Annotated in this window: 18 protein-coding genes; 12 read left to right on the top strand and 6 right to left on the bottom strand. The window is 71.4% G+C overall.

Features of this window, described 5'->3' with window-relative positions; translation table 11 throughout:
- Positions 1-20 precede the first annotated feature (20 nt).
- Entirely contained in the window at positions 21-263 is a 243-nt protein-coding gene (locus tag ODJ79_RS39665; RefSeq protein WP_020516670.1) for an acyl carrier protein, read from the top strand.
- A 1-nt stretch (position 264) separates the two neighbouring features.
- Complete coding sequence (gene fabF / locus ODJ79_RS39660) at positions 265-1,491, top strand: beta-ketoacyl-ACP synthase II (protein WP_263028854.1); 1,227 nt, start codon at positions 265-267, stop codon at positions 1,489-1,491.
- 51 nt (positions 1,492-1,542) lie between these two features.
- Here the strand turns inward: fabF and ODJ79_RS39655 are convergent, their stop codons facing one another.
- Positions 1,543-3,228, bottom strand: a complete 1,686-nt coding sequence (locus ODJ79_RS39655; RefSeq protein ID WP_263028853.1) for a glycoside hydrolase family 3 protein — start codon at positions 3,226-3,228, stop codon at positions 1,543-1,545.
- A gap of 72 nt (positions 3,229-3,300) precedes the next feature.
- The gene (locus ODJ79_RS39650) at positions 3,301-3,792 is read right to left on the bottom strand and encodes a DUF3145 domain-containing protein (protein WP_263028852.1); all 492 of its coding nucleotides are present in this window, start codon (positions 3,790-3,792) and stop codon (positions 3,301-3,303) included.
- 231 nt (positions 3,793-4,023) lie between these two features.
- Here ODJ79_RS39650 and ODJ79_RS39645 point away from each other — a divergent pair, with 231 nt between their 5' ends.
- Positions 4,024-4,350 (top strand): hypothetical protein, encoded by a 327-nt coding sequence (locus ODJ79_RS39645; protein ID WP_263028851.1) that lies wholly within the window; start codon positions 4,024-4,026, stop codon positions 4,348-4,350.
- A 520-nt stretch (positions 4,351-4,870) separates the two neighbouring features.
- Here the strand turns inward: ODJ79_RS39645 and ODJ79_RS39640 are convergent.
- Entirely contained in the window at positions 4,871-5,491 is a 621-nt protein-coding gene (locus ODJ79_RS39640) for a carbonic anhydrase (protein WP_263028850.1), read from the bottom strand.
- Between the two features lie 194 nt (positions 5,492-5,685).
- Here ODJ79_RS39640 and ODJ79_RS39635 point away from each other — a divergent pair, with 194 nt between their 5' ends.
- Entirely contained in the window at positions 5,686-6,648 is a 963-nt protein-coding gene (locus ODJ79_RS39635; RefSeq protein WP_263028849.1) for an alpha/beta fold hydrolase, read from the top strand.
- Here ODJ79_RS39635 and ODJ79_RS39630 read toward each other — a convergent pair.
- Together ODJ79_RS39630 and ODJ79_RS39625 are read right to left on the bottom strand one after the other, a co-directional pair.
- Positions 6,645-7,088, bottom strand: a complete 444-nt coding sequence (locus tag ODJ79_RS39630; protein WP_263028848.1) for an SRPBCC domain-containing protein — start codon at positions 7,086-7,088, stop codon at positions 6,645-6,647. The two genes, ODJ79_RS39635 and ODJ79_RS39630, sit on opposite strands and share 4 nt — an antisense overlap.
- A complete protein-coding gene (locus ODJ79_RS39625) occupies positions 7,085-7,408 on the bottom strand; it encodes an ArsR/SmtB family transcription factor (RefSeq protein ID WP_263028847.1) in 324 nt (107 codons plus the stop codon). Before ODJ79_RS39625 ends, ODJ79_RS39630 begins: the two co-directional genes overlap by 4 nt.
- Positions 7,409-7,454: 46 nt before the next feature.
- Between ODJ79_RS39625 and ODJ79_RS39620 the strand changes: the two genes are divergently transcribed.
- The 4 genes from ODJ79_RS39620 to surE all read left to right on the top strand — a co-directional run bounded on the left by ODJ79_RS39620 (position 7,455) and on the right by surE (position 11,967).
- The gene (locus tag ODJ79_RS39620) at positions 7,455-9,635 is read left to right on the top strand and encodes a HelD family protein (RefSeq protein ID WP_411267414.1); all 2,181 of its coding nucleotides are present in this window, start codon (positions 7,455-7,457) and stop codon (positions 9,633-9,635) included.
- Between the two features lie 188 nt (positions 9,636-9,823).
- Positions 9,824-10,135, top strand: a complete 312-nt coding sequence (locus ODJ79_RS39615) for a hypothetical protein (RefSeq protein ID WP_263028845.1) — start codon at positions 9,824-9,826, stop codon at positions 10,133-10,135.
- A 63-nt stretch (positions 10,136-10,198) separates the two neighbouring features.
- Positions 10,199-11,131 (top strand): 1-phosphofructokinase family hexose kinase, encoded by a 933-nt coding sequence (locus ODJ79_RS39610; protein ID WP_263028844.1) that lies wholly within the window; start codon positions 10,199-10,201, stop codon positions 11,129-11,131.
- On the top strand, positions 11,128-11,967 hold the full coding sequence (gene surE, locus ODJ79_RS39605; RefSeq protein ID WP_263028843.1) for a 5'/3'-nucleotidase SurE: 840 nt from the start codon (positions 11,128-11,130) through the stop codon (positions 11,965-11,967). Before ODJ79_RS39610 ends, surE begins: the two co-directional genes overlap by 4 nt.
- Positions 11,968-12,123: 156 nt before the next feature.
- Here the strand turns inward: surE and ODJ79_RS39600 are convergent, their stop codons facing one another.
- Positions 12,124-12,486, bottom strand: coding sequence for an STAS domain-containing protein (locus tag ODJ79_RS39600; protein ID WP_263028842.1), 363 nt, complete (start codon positions 12,484-12,486; stop codon positions 12,124-12,126).
- A 317-nt stretch (positions 12,487-12,803) separates the two neighbouring features.
- Between ODJ79_RS39600 and ODJ79_RS39595 the strand changes: the two genes are divergently transcribed.
- The 4 genes from ODJ79_RS39595 to ODJ79_RS39580 all read left to right on the top strand — a co-directional run bounded on the left by ODJ79_RS39595 (position 12,804) and on the right by ODJ79_RS39580 (position 16,139).
- Positions 12,804-13,151, top strand: coding sequence for a hypothetical protein (locus tag ODJ79_RS39595; RefSeq protein WP_263028841.1), 348 nt, complete (start codon positions 12,804-12,806; stop codon positions 13,149-13,151).
- Between the two features lie 60 nt (positions 13,152-13,211).
- Positions 13,212-13,781 carry a YdeI/OmpD-associated family protein gene (locus ODJ79_RS39590; protein WP_263028840.1) on the top strand — a complete coding sequence of 190 codons (570 nt, stop codon included), beginning with the start codon at positions 13,212-13,214 and terminating at the stop codon, positions 13,779-13,781.
- 73 nt (positions 13,782-13,854) lie between these two features.
- On the top strand, positions 13,855-15,249 hold the full coding sequence (locus tag ODJ79_RS39585) for a serine/threonine-protein kinase (protein ID WP_263028839.1): 1,395 nt from the start codon (positions 13,855-13,857) through the stop codon (positions 15,247-15,249).
- A 47-nt stretch (positions 15,250-15,296) separates the two neighbouring features.
- Positions 15,297-16,139, top strand: a complete 843-nt coding sequence (locus ODJ79_RS39580) for a MerR family transcriptional regulator (protein ID WP_263028838.1) — start codon at positions 15,297-15,299, stop codon at positions 16,137-16,139.
- The last annotated feature ends 15 nt before the right edge of the window (positions 16,140-16,154 follow it).

The following is a 16,154-nucleotide window of genomic DNA, read 5'->3' as shown; positions in this document are numbered from 1 at the left end:
TGAGAGGAATCACCAAAACAATGGCAACTCGCGAAGAGATCACTTCCGGCCTCGCCGAGATCCTGGAGGAGGTCGCCGGGGTCAACCCGGACGACGTCGCCGAGGAGAAGTCGTTCACCGACGACCTGGACGTCGACTCGCTGTCCATGGTCGAGGTCGTGGTGGCCGCCGAGGAGAAGTTCGGCGTCAAGATCCCCGACAACGAGGTGCAGAACCTGAAGACCGTCGGCGACGCCGTTTCCTACATCGAGGCGAACCACTGACATGACTACCGTCGACGTCGTCGTCACCGGGCTCGGCGCGACCACCCCGTTGGGCGGGGACGTCGCGTCCACCTGGGACGCCCTGGTGGCCGGTCGCTCCGGGGTGAGCTCGCTCACCCAGGAGTGGGCGGCCCAACTGCCCGTACGCATCGCCGCATCGCTGGCCGTGGAGCCCTCCGAGGTCATCGACCGGGTCCGCATGCGCCGCCTGGACCGCTCCGAGGCGATCGCCCTGATCGCCGCGCAGCAGGCCTGGGCGGACGCCGGCCTGAGCGACGACGCGGTGGACAAGGAGCGCCTGGCCGTCAGCTTCGGCAGCGGCATCGGCGGGGCCACCACACTGCTCATCCAGGACGACATCCTGGAGCAGTCCGGCCCCCGCCGGGTCAGCCCGCACACCGTCCCCATGCTCATGCCGAACGGCCCGGCCGCCCACGTCGGCCTGGAGTTCAGCGCGCGGGCCGGGGTGCGCGCCATGGCCAGCGCGTGCGCCACCGGCGCCGAGGCGCTGGCCCTCGGCCTCGACCTGATCCGCCTCGGCCGGGCCGACGTGGTGATCGCGGGCAGCACCGAGGCCGTGGTGCACCCGCTGCCGATCGCCGGCTTCGCCTCGATGCGCGCCATGTCGACGCGCAACGACGAGCCGGAGCGGGCATCCCGCCCCTGGGACCGCAACCGGGACGGGTTCGTCCTCGGTGAGGGCGCCGGGGCGATCATCCTGGAGCGCGCCGAGCACGCCGCCGCACGCGGCGCCCGGGTCTACGCGCGCTTCGCCGGCGCGGGCGTCACCTCCGACGGCTACGACATCGTCCAGCCCGACCCGGAGTGCCGCGGCGGCATCCGGGCCATGCAGATGGCGATCCGCGACGCCGGTCTCACCGGCGCCGACATCAAGCACGTCAACGCGCACGCCACCTCCACCCCGGCCGGCGACATGGGCGAGATCCGGGGCATCCGGGCCGCCATCGGGGACCACCCGGTGGTCACCTCGACCAAGTCGATGACCGGTCACCTGCTCGGTGCGGCCGGCGCGCTCGAGTCGATCGCCACCATCCTGGCGATCCGGGACAGCGTGGTTCCCCCCACGATCAACCTGGAAGACCCGGACGACGGCCTGGACCTGGACGTGGCCGCGCTCAAGGCCCGCCCGATGGAGATCTCGGCCGCGGTCAACAACTCGTTCGGCTTCGGCGGCCACAACGTAGCCGTGGTCTTCACCCGCCCCTGACGGTTTACGCACCCTGAGGGAGCGCCCGCCCGGGCGCTCCCTTTCTGCGTGTCACTGACAGGCGGAGGGCGGCAGTCCCGGCACAGCGACCGGGGACCGACCGCTCGCCTTCGCCTTTCCGGCGAGCACGCCTGCCAGGGCGGTCAGCGACAGCTTGCTCGACGAGTAGGTGGCGATCAGAGTGGGCGAGTCGGCGGACGCCAACAGGTAGGGCGTGTCCATCATGACGGTCACCGCCGCGCCCGGCTCCAGGTCGGCGCGGCTGTCCCCGTACCCGACGAGGTGGACGACCTGCCCGCCCGCCGCCTGCACCTTCGCCCCCGCCGCCTGCAGGGCACGGACGAGGTTGCCCCGCGCGACCTCGCGGCTCTCGGCGGCGGTGACCGTGATCGGCCCGGTGAGCAGCGGACCCCGGCACGACCCGCGCAGGACCGTCACCGCGGCGGCGTCCAGCGCCGCGACCGCCTGCTGATGAGCGGGCGCGCCGACCACGTCCAGCCCCTTTCCGGCGCCGGCCCGGCTCTTCAGGGTGAGGATCCGAGTCACCGCCTCGACCAGCCGGCCCCGCGGGAGCTCCCCGCTCTTGAGCCCGGCCAGGATCCCGTCCCGGGCCCCGGCGATGTCCGGCGGCATCAGCAGCATGTCGTTCCCGGCGTTCAGCGCCCGCACCGCGGCCTCGCCCGCCGGCCACGTCATCGCCGGCGGCATGTTCATGGCGTCGGTGATCGCCACCCCGGTGTACTTCAGCGTGCCGCGCAGCTCGTCGGTCATGACCTTGTGCGAGAACGTGGCCGGCGTGCCCCTGTCCAGAGCCTGGACGTCGAGGTGACCGGACATCACCACGCCGGCGCCGGCCCGCACGCCGGCCTGGAACGGCGGCAGGTCCTGCGCGCGCCACTGCGCGGCGGTCTGCGCCACCACCGGCAGCGTCGCGTGGCTGTCCCCGCTGGTGTGCCCGTGCCCCGGGAAGTGCTTGAGCCCGGCCGTGACGCCGGCCGACTGCAGCCCGCGAACGGCCGCCGCGACCTGCTCGGCATTCGCCCTGGCGTCGCCGCCGAACGACCGCGAGCCGATCACCGTGTTGGCCGGCGGCCCGAGCGTGTCCGCGTCCGGCGCGAAGTCGACGGTGATGCCCATCGCGGACAGTTCCTCGCCGGCTGCCCGCCAGGCCGCCTCGGTCAGCGCCGGGTTGCCCGCGGCGCCGGCCGCCATCGCCGACGGCAGCGCGGTGACACCCTGGGTGATCCGGGTGACCACGCCGTACTCCTGGTCGGTGCCGATCGTCAGCGGTGGCAGGCCGGCCTGCCGCGCGGCGGTCTGCAGGCCGTCGGTGAGCTTGCGGACCTGTTGCGGGTTCTCCACGTTGGTCGCCGGGTTGGTGGAACCGGTCGGGTCCTGCGCGGTGAAGCCGACCAGGATCAGGCCGCCCAGGCGGAACTTGGCGACCATCTCGGCCGGTGTGTCCACGCCGGCCAGGTTCCGGTTGCCGGCCGCCGACGTCTTGTCCACAGCGGTGGCGTCGTTGCCGTACGCGTACGGCATCAGGACCTGCCCGGCGAGGTCGGCGTCGCTCATCGCGGCGGCGGTGGCCGCGGGGTCGGTGACCGGCGCCGCCGAGGGACCTTCCGTGATCACCGGAGCGCTAGGCGGCTTATCGGCCTTTTTCTCCCCACAAGCCGCGATCAGCAGCAGGGGGACGGCCAAGGCGAGTCCTAGTCTCCGCATCACGCCCGCCATCGAAGCAGGCGGCGCCCCACCGCGCAAAAGGTCTTCCGTGTCCGATGCACCGAACGGGAGCGGCCCGGCGGCTCACCCGACCCGGGTGAGCAGGGTGACCGGCGCGCCGTCGCCGGCGTACCGGTACGGCTCGAGCTCGGCATCCCACGCCACGCCCAACGCCTTCTCCAGGGCATGCGAAAGGGCCTCCGGCGCTCGCGCGGAGGCCATGATCGAGCGCAACCGGTCCTCGCCGATCTGGATGTCCCCCGAAGCGCCCATGATCCCGTGGAAGAGGCCCCGACCCGGCACGTGCATGAACCGCTCGCCGTCCACGCCCGAACTGGGTTCCTCGGTCACCTCGAAACGGATCATGGGCCACTGCCGGAGGGCAGCAGCCAGCTCGGCGCCGGTCCCGGCCCGCCCAGTCCAGCTGCACTCGGACCGTCGAGCGCCGGGGTCGACCGGCTGCACGGTCCAGTGCAGATTGACCGGCGCGGTCAGGACGCGCGCGATCGCCCACTCGACGTGCTGGCACACGGCAAGTGGGGTCGAGTGGACGTATACGACGCCACGCGTTGGCACGGTGACCTCCCGGAGACCGAGGTGCGTCTTCCCCTACGACCTCGACCGCGGTTGATCGTGTCCCATGATGCCGGTTGGTACTGATGGTGCGCCAGAGAATCGGCAACATCGACATCGGAACTGCCGTAGTGGCACACCCTTCTCAACGGCTGGACCTGCTCTCACGGCACGGTCCGGCGGGCATCGTGTAGAGTTACCAAGGCCCTTTTCTGCTTCTCAAGGAGTACCGCCGTGGCGAGCAACACCTCCAAGACCGCCCGCGCATCAGTCCGCGCCGGCCAGAGCGCCGGCGGCGCCCTCAGCGTGCTCGGTGAGTACAAATACCTCATCCCGCTCGCCAACGGCCGCTTCGCCTACGTGCGCAACCTGACCAACGGCAAGACCGTGCACCTCAAGACCGACTCCGACGCCTTCGTCGAGGAGATCCGCTCGCTGGCCGCCGCCGGTCACGGTGCGAAGATCCGCGCCGAGTTCGAGGCCCTGGAGTCCGCCAACCCTCAGCACGGCTGGGCCGCCACCGAGAAGCGCCTGGTCGACGCGGGCGTCTTCGAGGGCTGACCGCAAACCGCAAAAGGCGCCCCGGCCGAGCCGGCGGCGCCTTTTTCGCGCCAATCGATCATCATCCCGAATTGATCACCCGGCAACGATCCGCACACATCCCCCCAAACCACGCGTTCCGCCACCCCGCGCTATTCAAGGTCGGCGCCCAACCCGCAATCTTGAAGCGCAGACGTCACGAAGGCGCACAAAGCGTTCAAGATCTGGCCGGGGCCGCGACCTTGAAACGTAGGCGCAACGCAGCGCGGCGCCACCATCCACCAAGCGGAACGGGCGGCGCCACGCCCAGCCACCCGCCAAGCGCAACGGGCGGCACCCAGCCCAGCCGCCCACCACCGGGCCACGGCAAGCCAGCGCCACCACCCACCAAGCGCAACGGGCGGCGCCACGCCCAGCCACCCCAGCGCCCGGCCGGGCCCAGCCCACCACTTCAGCCCGGCGGTCGCGCTGCGGCCCGGAGTTGCACCCAGGCCGCGTTGAAAACCACGAGACTCGACAAAACCCGTACGATATCGGGATTTTAGGGAAGAAGCTCCACCAAGCCGGTGTCCAAGTCATAGACCGCCCCGGCCACATCCACCCGACCCGCCGCAATCGCCTCCGGAATCCCGTTGATCTCCTGCATGCGGGCCACCGTCGCGGTCACGTGGGCGCGGGTCGCCCTGTCCGCCACGTCCGGTTCGTCGAGGCCCACCGAGCGCACGGCCGGCGCGATCTGGTCGACCAGGTAGCCGATGTCGCCCGCGGGACGACTCTCGGTGCGCAGGGCGTCGATGGTCGACTGGACGGCGCCGCAGCGCTTGTGGCCGAGCACCATGATCAGGGGAACGCCCAGCACGGCGACCGCGAAGTCGATGGAGCCCAGGACCGCGCGGTCGAGCACGTGGGCGCCGGAGCGGACCACGCAGATCGAGCCGAAGGTCTGGTCGAAGATCGCTTCGAGGGGTACCCGGGAGTCGATACAGCCGATCACGACCGCGATCGGCGTCTGGCCGCCGGAGGCCGCCGCGGCGGCGGAGACCCGGTGGCCGTGCTCGGGGCGGCCGCTGACGAAACGCTTGTTGCCGGCGATCAGCTCGGCGAGTGCGTCGGCGGCGTTGGTGATCGGCGGAGGCAGCGGGGCGGACGGGTCGGTGGTCATGCCGAGATTCTCGCTGAGTTGCGCCGTGGGTACACGGAGTGCGAGCCAACTCACGCCATGGCCACGTCCCAGCGGGTTACGACCCGTCGGGCAAACGGCCAAAAATCATCGGTACGCACTGGCAGTGACGTAAGTCTCGAGTGATGATTGCTACCCGTGGGTACGACGGGGCCGTGCAACAGGCGGAGGTGCCCATGTCCGAGCGATCGCTGCTCACGCTGAGCGACGGCGTCACCCTGTGCGTCCACGCCTGGGGCCCGGCGGACGCGCCGGTCACCGTGGTGCTGGTGCACGGCTGGTGCCTGCACCGGCGCACCTGGCACAACCAGGTCGCGGCCCTGCTGAAATCGCCGGAGCCGCCGCGGATCATCGCGTACGACGCCCGCGGGCACGGCCGCTCCGGATCCACCCAGCGTGGGTCGGCGACGCTGGGCCAGCTCGGTGACGATCTCGCCGAGGTGCTGCGGCGGCTGGTGCCGCGCGGGCCGGTGGTGCTGGCCGGGCATTCGATGGGCGGCATGACGATCATGGAGTACGCGCACGGTCACCCGGTCGAGTTCGCCGAGCGGGTCGCCGGGCTGCTCTTCGTGTCGACCACCGCCGAGGGCACCGCGCACACGCAGTACGGTCTGCCGCCGCGGCTGGCCGCCCTGATGCGGGCCGGCGAGACGCTCGGCGCCGGCCTGCTGGCCCGCTCGGGCGCCTGGCGGCCGCATCGTGCGCTGCTCCCGGCGCTGCGGCCGGCCGTGCGCTGGCTGCTGTTCGGCGACGAGTACGAGGACGCCGCGCTGAAGATGACCATCAAGTCGGTGGGCCGCACGACGCTGCGGTCGATCGGCGGCTTCCGCACGTCGATCGGCGAGCAGCAGCGGCTCGACACGCTCGCCCGGCTCGGCGACGTGCCGGCCGCGGTGCTGGTCGGCGACCGCGACCGGCTCACCCCGCCGGCGTGCGCGGAGGGTATCGCCGACGCGCTGCCGGGCACCGAGCTGACCGTCTTCCCCGGGGCCGGGCACATGCTGATCCTCGAGCGGCACGCCGAGGTGTCGGCCGCGCTGGTGGGGATCGTCGAGCGGGCCCGGGCCAGCACACCCGGGGAACGTCACCGTCGGGTCAAGCGGGCTCGCCGCGCCGGCGCGATCGGTAGGGCCGCCTAAAGCGACTTGGCCAGGGCGTCCATCAGATCCTCGGTGCCCTGCCTGCGCTGCGCCGAGTTGTCCAGCCCGTCGAGATAGACGCCCTGCTCGGTGAGCGTGAAGTCGGTGCCGCCGGCGCCGGCGCGCAGCTCGATGGTGGCGACCGAGACCGAGATGCGCCGCCCGTTCATGGTCATCTCGTAGGTGTAGACGATCCTCTCGTCCATCACGATGTCGGTGTAGGTCGCGATATATCCGTATCGGGAGTTTTCGAACACGGACTCCATAACCTCGCGGCCGCCCTCGCGGAAGTCGAAGGATTCGCGCCTGGTGTCCGCTGGACTGCCGAACCATTTCGCCTTGGCCGACGGGTCGGCGAAGGCGCGGAACACCCGGGCGGGCTCGGCGTCGAAATGCCGGTCGATGCGGAACGTGTCGTGGAGTGCGGAACGCTCGGTCACTGCTCTTCCTCCTGCAGAAATTGTTCGAGTCGATCGAGGTTGGCCACCCATCCGGCCCGGCGGTCGGCGATCCACTGCTCGGCGGCCTGCAGCGCGGCCGGCTGCAGGCGGCAGGTGCGGACCCGGCCGACCTTCTCCGAGCGGACCAGGCCGCTCTCCTCCAGCACGCGCAGGTGCTGCAGCACGGCCGGCAGCGACATGGTCAGCGGCTCGGCCAGCTGTTTGACGGTGGCCGGGCCGCGGCTGAGCCGGTCGACCATCGTGCGGCGGCTGCCGTCGGAGAGAGCCGCGTACATCAGGTCGAGCTGATGGTTAAGCACTTGCTTAAGTATCCGCGCCGTGACCCAACTGTCAAGGACCTGGTCTATGGGAGTAGATTCGATTGCCCCCTTTTCTCTCCAGGGAGATCGACCCACCTTGAGCGACACCGTCCTCCAGCAAGAGATTGCGATCGAGCAGCAGCACGTGGATCGGGTCTACGCCCGGCTGGCCGAGTTGCGCCGGGACGCGTCCCGCGCCGAGAAGGAGGGCTACCAGCTGGCCGGTGTCGGCACGTTCGGCGCGCTGGTCGAGCGGGACGCGATGGTCTATCACGCCGCCCGCCGCCGGCATGCCCTGGACACCGAGTACGAGGGGCTGGTCTTCGGCCGTCTCGACCTGAAGACCGGCGCGACCCACTACGTCGGCCGGATGGGCATCCGCGACGAGGGCTCGCAGCCGCTGGTGGTGGACTGGCGGGCACCCGCGGCCGCCGCCTTCTACCGGGCCACCGCGGCCGAGCCGCTCGGCGTGGTACGCCGCCGCATGATCCAGTCGAGCCGGGAACGGGTCACCGGCATCGAGGACGACCTGCTCGACCCCGAGGCCGCCCCGCCCGGCATGCGGGTGGTCGGCGACGGCGCGCTGCTGGCCAGCCTCTCCAAGGCGACCGGGCACGGCATGCGGGACATCGTCGCGACCATCCAGCGCGAGCAGGACGAGGCGATCCGCTCCCCCTCCTCCGGCGTGACGATCGTGACCGGCGGCCCGGGCACCGGCAAGACGGCGGTGGCCCTGCACCGGGCGGCGTACCTGCTGTACTCCGACCGCAGCCGGTTCGCCGGCGGCGGCATCCTGGTGGTCGGCCCGTCCGGCGTGTTCGTCGACTACATCGCGACCGTGCTGCCCTCGCTCGGCGAGGAGACCGCGACGCTGCGCTCGCTGGGCTCGCTGGTGGTCGGCTACGACGCGACCCGGGTCGACCCCGGCCCGGTCGCCGCGATCAAGGGCTCGCTGCGGATGCGCCGGGTGCTCGAGCGGGCCTCGCACGACGCCGTCCCGGGCGGCCCCGACGAGCTGCGCCTGCTCTACCGGGGCACGCTGCTGCGGCTGGACGCACGGAACCTGGAGGACATCCGGCGCAAGGCGCTCCCCCGGGGCGCGCGCCGCAACGAGGTACGCGGCCACGGCTTCGACCGGATCTTCGACGCGCTCTGGGCGCAGGCACGTCAGCTCAAGGTCACCGGCCTGCCGGAGAAGGCGGACTTCGAGGCCGAGCTGGCCGACCGCGCCGACTTCCGGGAGTTCCTCAAGGCCTGGTGGCCGCGCTTCACGCCGATGCGGGTGCTGCGCTGGCTGGCCGATCCGGGCCGGCTGCGCAGGTACGCGAACGGCGTGCTCTCCCGCGAGGAGATCGCCACCCTGCAGGGCTCGTTCGACGCGCTCGGCGAGCACGGCCCGACGATCGCCGACGTGGCGCTGCTCGACGAGCTCGACGAGGTGATGGGCCGCCCGCGCCAGCCGCAGAAGAAGACCAAGAACCCCTTCCACGTACGCGACGGCATCCAGGAGGTCAGCACCTACGCCGACCGGCAGGCCGCCAACCGGGCCCAGCAGGTCCAGCGCGACGACGACTACCGGGACTTCGCGCACGTGGTCGTCGACGAGTCGCAGGACGTCTCGCCGATGCAGTGGCGAATGATCGGCCGCCGCGGTCAGTACGCGTCCTGGACGATCGTGGGCGACCCGGCGCAGACCGCGTGGGCCGGCGACCCGGCCGAGCTGGACCGGTCCCGCGACCGGGCGCTCGGCTCGCGCAAGCGCAACAGCTACGCCCTGACCACCAACTACCGGAACTCGTCGGAGATCTTCGCCGAGGCCGCCAAGGTGATCCGCACGATCATGCCGGACCTGCCGCTGCCGCGGGCCGTGCGCAGCACCGGCGTGGACCCGGTCGACGTGCTCGCCGACCGGGCCGGCCTCCCCGGCATGGTGCGCGAGCTGGCCGAGAAGCAGCTCACCGACGTGGACGGGACGATCGGCGTGATCACGCCGGTGCCGCGCCGGGACGAGATGGCCGCGTGGGTGGCCGGGCTGCCCGAGCGGGTGCAGGTGGTCACGGCGCTCGAGGCGAAGGGCATGGAGTACGACGCGGTGGTGCTGGTCGAGCCGGCGGCGCTGACCCGGGACGCGGCCGGGATCCGCACCCTCTATGTCGCGCTTTCCCGGGCCACCCAGCGCCTGACCACGGTCGGCACGCGGGCGGACTGGCTGCCCGGCCGGCCCTGATCCCGGTCGCGCTACCCATCCGGCCCCGCACGTTTCGCCGCTTTGCGGCGATCTGACCCTGCGCGTTTTGCCGCCTTGCGGGGATCTGGCCATCGGTATGGCGATCATCACAGATCACGGGCATCCTGATCACACGTCAGCCCTATCACTACGCTTAGTGGCCAAGTCATCACGGAGGGGACACAGTCATGACTCAGGCGTACACCCACCAGCCCCGGGTTGCCTGGGACGGCGCTCGGGCATTCGTCCAGGCCGCCCGCAGCCCGCACTCCGACCAGTTCGCGGCCCGGGTGCTGAGCCGGCTGGGCAGCGAGGTCTACGGCCAGTTCGCCGACACCCGGCAGCGGCTGCTGACCGCCCTGGTCGAGACCGGCGGCGACCGGAACGTCGCCGACATCGAGGCCGGCAAGTGGCGGGTGCGGCTGGAGGACCTGTTGCGGCAGCAGCCGGCACTCACCAGCGCGTTGCAGGACCTCACCGACGAGGCGCTTGAAATCTGAGATTCCATCGCTTTTGCGGGATTTGCCAGACCATGCCGCCCGCAAAAGTGGACTATGTCGGATATGAGCGACGCTCGGGTCATGGTCTTCGCGCCGGCACCTCAACTCACCGTGACCATCGAGCAGCAGCATGACCAGCCCGAGCTGCATGTCCACCCCGGCGGACAGGGCATCTGGCAGACCCGCATGATCACCTCGCTCGGCGCCGAGGTGACTCTCTGCGCTGCCGTGGGCGGCGAGGTCGGCCGGGTCCTCAAGCCGCTGCTCGACTTCAAGGGCGTCACGCTGCGCACCGTCCAGCGCGAGACCGGCAGCGGCTGGTACGTGCACGACCGCCGGGACGGGCAGCGCCGGTCGCTCGCCGAGATAGCCGGCGCACCGTTCACCCGCCACGAGCTGGACGAGCTCTACAACCTGGCCCTGGCCGAGGGGCTGCGGGCCGGCATCGCCATCCTCAGCGGCCCCGCGCACCCCTCCGTCATCCGGCCCGACGTCTACCGCCGACTCGCCGCCGACCTCCGCGCCAACGGCTGCAAGGTGATCGCCGACCTGTGCGGCGACCACCTGAAGGCGGTGCTGTCGGCCGGCCTCGACGTCGTGAAGGTCAGCCACGAGGAGCTCATCGCCGACGGCCTCTCGCCCGACGACTCCGAGAAGCACCTCACCGACGCGCTGGTCAAGCTGCACCACGACGGCGCACAGGCGGCCCTGGTGTCCCGGGCGGACATGGGCGCGCTGGCGCTGATCAACGAGGAGATCTACCGGGTCGGCACGCCCAGGCTGACCCCCACCGACGGCCGGGGCGCGGGCGACTCGATGACCGCCGGCGTCGCCACGGTGCTCGCCCGAGGCGGCGAGATGTGCGAGGCGGTCCGCACCGGGGCGGCCGCCGGCGCCTTGAACGTCACCCGGCACGGTCTCGGCACGGGACACCTGGACGCGGTCCATGTTCTCACCGAGCGGATCAAGCTCACCCCGATCAAGAAGGCACGATGACACGAATCCTGGTCACCAACGACGACGGCATCGAGTCGCCCGGCCTCCGCCACCTGGCGCGGGCCGCCGCCCGGGAGGGACACGACGTGGTCGTGGCCGCGCCGGTCAGCGAGTCGAGCGGCAGCAGCGCCGCGATGACCGCGGTCGAGGAGCACGGCAAGATCATTCTGCACAAGCGCGAGATCACCGGGGCGCGGCACATTCCCGCGTACGCCGTGGCCGCGTCCCCGGCGTACATCGTGCTGCTCGCGCTGCGCGAGGCGTTCGGCGAGGTGCCCACGATGGTGCTCTCCGGGATCAACCGGGGGGCCAATGCCGGGTCGGCGGTGGTGCACTCGGGGACGGTGGGTGCGACGCTGACCGCCTCGTACGCGGGACTGCACGGTCTCGCGGTCTCGCTGGACGTGCTCTCGCCGCGGGCGGCCTCGTCACGCAGCGGCGGCGCCGCCCTGGACGTGATCAGCGAGGCGGACGACGAGAAGCGCCATTGGAGCAGCGCCGCCGAGCTCGCCGTGCGGCTGATACCCACGCTGCGGCACACCGCGGGCGGCACCGTCTTCAACCTCAACGTGCCCGACCTGCACCTGGACGGCATCCGCGGGCTGCGCCGGGCGTCGCTCGCGCAGTTCGGCCAGGTGCAGATGAGCATCGCCGAGGCCGGCGAGGGCTTCGTGCGCACCGCCGTGCAGGCCGCCGACGAGCTGCTGGAGCCGCAGACCGACCTGGCGGCGCTGGCCGAGCACTTCGCCGTGGTCACGCCGCTACGCGCCCCGGTGGAGGCCGCGGACGTCCGCTTCAGCCTCGACGCGGTAGAGGTGCACTCGCCGGCGCTGTGACGCCCCCGCCGAGCAGAGCACCGCGCCGCATCACCAGGCGGGGCAGCCGCCATGCGGGGCAGCCGCCAGGGCGGAGAACGCGGGCCGGGCCGCCGCCAGGGCGGAGAACGCGGGCCGGGCCGCCGCCAGGGCGGAGAACGCGGGCCGGGCCGCCGCCTAGGCGGAGAAGGCGGGCCGCTCGCTCTCGGCGCCGTCGTCGAACGGCTGCGGGTTGCCGAAGAGGCCGAGCAGGCCGGTCACCCACAGCTGGCGATGAGCGAAGCGGCTGGGCTGGGTCACGATCAGCTTGACCTCGCTGACCGCGGCGAGCTGGAAGGCGGCCACGAGCGCGCTGATGCCTACGGAGTCGATGAAGGTCACGGCCTGCAAATTGAGCTCTATGCGGGCGAGCTGCGGGTCGCCGAGCTGGGCCGCCACCGCCTCGCGAATCTCGTACGCGTTCTCCACGTCGATCTCGCCGCTGGGCGAGACCTCCACCACACCGTCGGCAAGCGTCGACGTCGTTATCGACAGCGTCACGCCAATTCCCTCCACCGCCCGGACTCCCGGGCGTCAGCTTCTCTGTGCGCGGGCCGCGACGCAGCGTAGAGCAATGCTGTGTCCCGTGTCACGCTGGGGGCGGCGAGACCACCCCCGAAGGTTCGGTGAGACTGACCAAAAGGCTAGGCCCTGAACCTGTTAGCCACCTGAGTGACCCGTGTGAACCGTGTCAAGACTACCGGGGTACGTCCAGTCGTTTCCGAAACGTGATGGCGTCCACAGCGGACACGTTTCGCGCATGGCGCGTACGGGCAGGTGAACGAGGTACGGCGAGCGCAAGAGGAGAGAAACCGACGATGTTCTCGACAAAGAGCAAAGCCGAGCGAACCGCCGACCAGGCCTGGGAGTACCTTTCCTCGGCCATGTCGGCGGCCGGTAACACCGCCACGAAGGCGGCCGCGGTCGCCGGCGACAAGGGCCAGGACTGGGCGGACGAGGCCTGGCGGCGGGCCAACGCCGCGGCGGACGCGCTGGCCGGGCGCCGCCCGAGCCGCCCGTGGGGCCTGCTGACGCTGACCGCGCTGGCCGGGATCGCGGCCGGCTGGGCCGCCGCCGCGTACGGCCGCCGGGTGCTGACCCGCGAGGCCGCCCAGGAGGAGCAGGAACTGGCCGAGACCGCCGTGATCATCACCGGCCGCGGCTGAGACATACCACAGATCGGTCGCCGGGCGGAGCTCTTTGCCGCCCGGCCCTACGCTGTCCCGGTGGACGCACTGTTCTTCGACACCGCCGCTGACCTGCGCGCCTGGTTCGAGGCCCATCATGACTCCGCGGCCGAGTTGTTCGTCGGCTACTGGAAGAAGGGCTCGGGGCGGACCGGGGTCACCCACCCGGAGGCGATCGAGCAGGCGCTCTGCTTCGGCTGGATCGACAGCGTCGCCCGCAGCCTGGACGAGCAGCGCTACCGGGTGCGGTTCACGCCGCGCCGCAAGGGCAGCGTGTGGAGCTCGGTCAACATCGCCAAGATCACCGAACTGACCGGCCGCGGGCTCATGACTCCGGCCGGGGTGCGAGCCTTCGAGCTGCGCAAAGTCGATCAGGCCCCGGCCTACTCGTACGAGCAGGACGGGTCCTTCGATCCGGAGCAGATCGCGCGGTTCCAGGCCGACGCGAAGGCGTGGGAGTGGTTCTGCGGGCAGTCCGCGTACTACCGGCGGGCGGCCACCCATTGGGTGATCAGTGCCAAGCGTCCGGAAACCCGGGAGCGGCGGCTCGCCCAGCTCATCGCCGATTCGGCGGCCGGCACCCGAGTGCCTCCGCTGGCGTCCCGGTAGCGGAGAGGCGTCTGTAGAGTTGAGCGACGTTCGTGTGCTGTGGCCAAGCCACCCGATTAGATAAGGTCCAGCGGTGCTGTCTGCGGGGTTACTCCTGGGCAACCGGTATCGGTTGGAAGAGCGCATCGCGACCGGGGGCATGGGCGAGGTCTGGAAGGGCACCGACGTGGTGCTCGGCCGGGTCATCGCGGTCAAGGTGCTGAAGACCGCGATGCTGAGCGACCCGGAGTTCTCCGCCCGCTTCTACGGCGAGGCCCGGATGATGGCCTCGTTCCGCCACCCGGGCGTCGTCGAGGTGTACGACTACGCCGGCGCCGACGACGCCTCCGATGACCAAGTGGCCTACCTGGTGATGGCGTACGTGGAGGGCGAGGCGCTCTCCGGCCGGGTGCGTCAGGGCCCGATGTCGGTCGGCGAGACCATGTCGGTCGTCGCCCAGGCCGCCGACGCGCTGCACGCCGCACACGAGGTCGGCGTGGTGCACCGGGACGTCAAGCCGGGCAACCTGATCGTCCGGCCGACCGGCGCGGTGGTGCTGGTCGACTTCGGCGTCGCCCGCTCGGCCGCGGTGACCAGCGTCACACAGCTCAACGCGATCGTCGGCACCGCCCTCTACATGGCCCCCGAGCAGGTCGCCAAGGGCAAGGTCACGGCCGCGACCGACATCTACGCGCTGGGCGCGGTGGCGTACCACTGCATCGCCGGCCACCCGCCGTTCGACGGCGACAACGCGCTCCAGGTGGCCCTGCGCCACCTGGAGGAGGAGCCCGAGCCGCTGCCGGCGCACGTGCCGCCGCAGGTGCGCGACCTGATCGCCCGGGCGATGGCCAAGCAGCCCGCCGACCGGTTCGCGACCGCCGCCGAGTTCGCCGAGGCGGCGTTCGAGGCGGCCGGCCCGCTGGACTGGAAGCGGATGACCGGCACCACGATGCTCGCCCCGCTCAGCCCGGCGCCACCGAGCCGCACCGGGCCGGGCTCGACGGGCCGCATCGGGCCGGGCTCGACGGGCCGCACCGTGCCGGTGCAGCGCGAGCTGCTGATCCCGGCATCGCCGCCGCCGTACCGCCGGCCGCGCAGCCAGACCGCGCTGGCCATGGCGATCGCGGTGATCGCCGTGCTGGCCCTCGGCCTGACCCTGGCGATCATCCTGCACGGCTCCGCCTCGCCGGAGGAGAAGGGCAAGCCGTTCACCGTGACCACCACCCCGACCGAGCAGCAGCCGGAGACGGTGGCACCGCTCCCGCTGCCTTCGTCGAGCACGAAGGCGCACAACGCGAAGCCGAACTCGTCCAAGGGCGGGCCGGCCTCGGCGAGCGCGTCGGCGTCGGCGAGCGCCTCGGCGTCGGCCACCGCCACGCCGACCAAGAGCACCCCGACGACACCACCGACGACGACGCCCACCACACCACCGACGACGACGCCCACGACACCGCCGACGACGACGCCGACGACCGAACCGGCGGCGTAGTCGGGGATTGACCCTCACACCGTGTCAGGCCGGAGGCTAAGAGGACGATGTTCACTATCGGAGACTTCGCCGGCCTGAGCCGGGTGTCGGTGCGCATGTTGCGGCACTACGACGCCATCGGCTTGCTGCCACCCGCCCACGTCGACCCGCACACCGGTTACCGCTACTACACGGCGAGCCAGCTCAAGCTGCTCAACCGGGTGATCGCCCTCAAGGACCTCGGCTTCTCCCTGCAGCAGGTGCAGGCGCTCATCGACGAGAAGGTCGACGCCGGTGAGCTGCGCGGCATGCTGCGCCTGCGGCGGGCCGAGCTGGAGGCTCAGGTGCAGCGGGACGCGGTGCGGCTGGCGCTGGTCGACGCACGTCTCCGCTTGATCGAGAGCGAGGGACACATGGACACCGGGGACGTGATCCTCAAGAGCCTGCCGCCGCTGCGGGTCGCGGAGTTGTCCGCGACGGCGACGAGCTACGACGACCCGACGTCGATCACCGAAAATCTGAGCCCGCTCTATCCGCGGCTGATGGAGCTGATGGAGAAGAGCGGCGTCTCGATGTGCGGCGCGCCGATCGCCTACTACCTGCCGGCGCCGACCGGCCCGGGCGACGAGACGATCACCGTGCACGCGGCGTTCCCGATCGGCGACGCGGAGGTCGGCGCCGACCCGGGCTTCGACGTGGCGGTGCTGCCCTCGGTCGAGCAGGCGGCGACGGCGCTGCACGAGGGCCCGATGTCCGAGGCGTTCCGCACCGGGCAGAAGATCGCGAACTGGATCGACGACAACGGCTACCGCACGGTCGAGCCGGGCTTCGCCCGCGAGGTCTACCTCGACTGCCCGCCCGGCGAGTTCGACAAGTGGGTGACGGAAATGCAGGTCCCCGTCGCCAAGTGAGCAACAGGGGCGCCC

It is taken from the genome of Actinoplanes sp. KI2, assembly GCF_025630775.1.
In the GTDB taxonomy this organism is placed as follows: Bacteria; Actinomycetota; Actinomycetes; order Mycobacteriales; family Micromonosporaceae; genus Actinoplanes.
The sequence above is the reverse complement of the archived record's forward strand: the minus strand, read 5'-3'. Positions and strand labels throughout refer to the sequence as shown.

Coding starts and splice junctions, on each gene's coding strand:
- ODJ79_RS39665 (WP_020516670.1), top strand. CDS start 21: ATGGCAACTCGCGAAGAGATCACTTCCGGCCTCGCCGAGATCCTGGAG.
- fabF (WP_263028854.1), top strand. CDS start 265: ATGACTACCGTCGACGTCGTCGTCACCGGGCTCGGCGCGACCACCCCG.
- ODJ79_RS39655 (WP_263028853.1), bottom strand. CDS start 3,228: ATGGCGGGCGTGATGCGGAGACTAGGACTCGCCTTGGCCGTCCCCCTG.
- ODJ79_RS39640 (WP_263028850.1), bottom strand. CDS start 5,491: ATGACCACCGACCCGTCCGCCCCGCTGCCTCCGCCGATCACCAACGCC.
- ODJ79_RS39635 (WP_263028849.1), top strand. CDS start 5,686: ATGTCCGAGCGATCGCTGCTCACGCTGAGCGACGGCGTCACCCTGTGC.
- ODJ79_RS39620 (WP_411267414.1), top strand. CDS start 7,455: ATGGGAGTAGATTCGATTGCCCCCTTTTCTCTCCAGGGAGATCGACCC.
- ODJ79_RS39615 (WP_263028845.1), top strand. CDS start 9,824: ATGACTCAGGCGTACACCCACCAGCCCCGGGTTGCCTGGGACGGCGCT.
- ODJ79_RS39610 (WP_263028844.1), top strand. CDS start 10,199: ATGAGCGACGCTCGGGTCATGGTCTTCGCGCCGGCACCTCAACTCACC.
- surE (WP_263028843.1), top strand. CDS start 11,128: ATGACACGAATCCTGGTCACCAACGACGACGGCATCGAGTCGCCCGGC.
- ODJ79_RS39595 (WP_263028841.1), top strand. CDS start 12,804: ATGTTCTCGACAAAGAGCAAAGCCGAGCGAACCGCCGACCAGGCCTGG.
- ODJ79_RS39580 (WP_263028838.1), top strand. CDS start 15,297: ATGTTCACTATCGGAGACTTCGCCGGCCTGAGCCGGGTGTCGGTGCGC.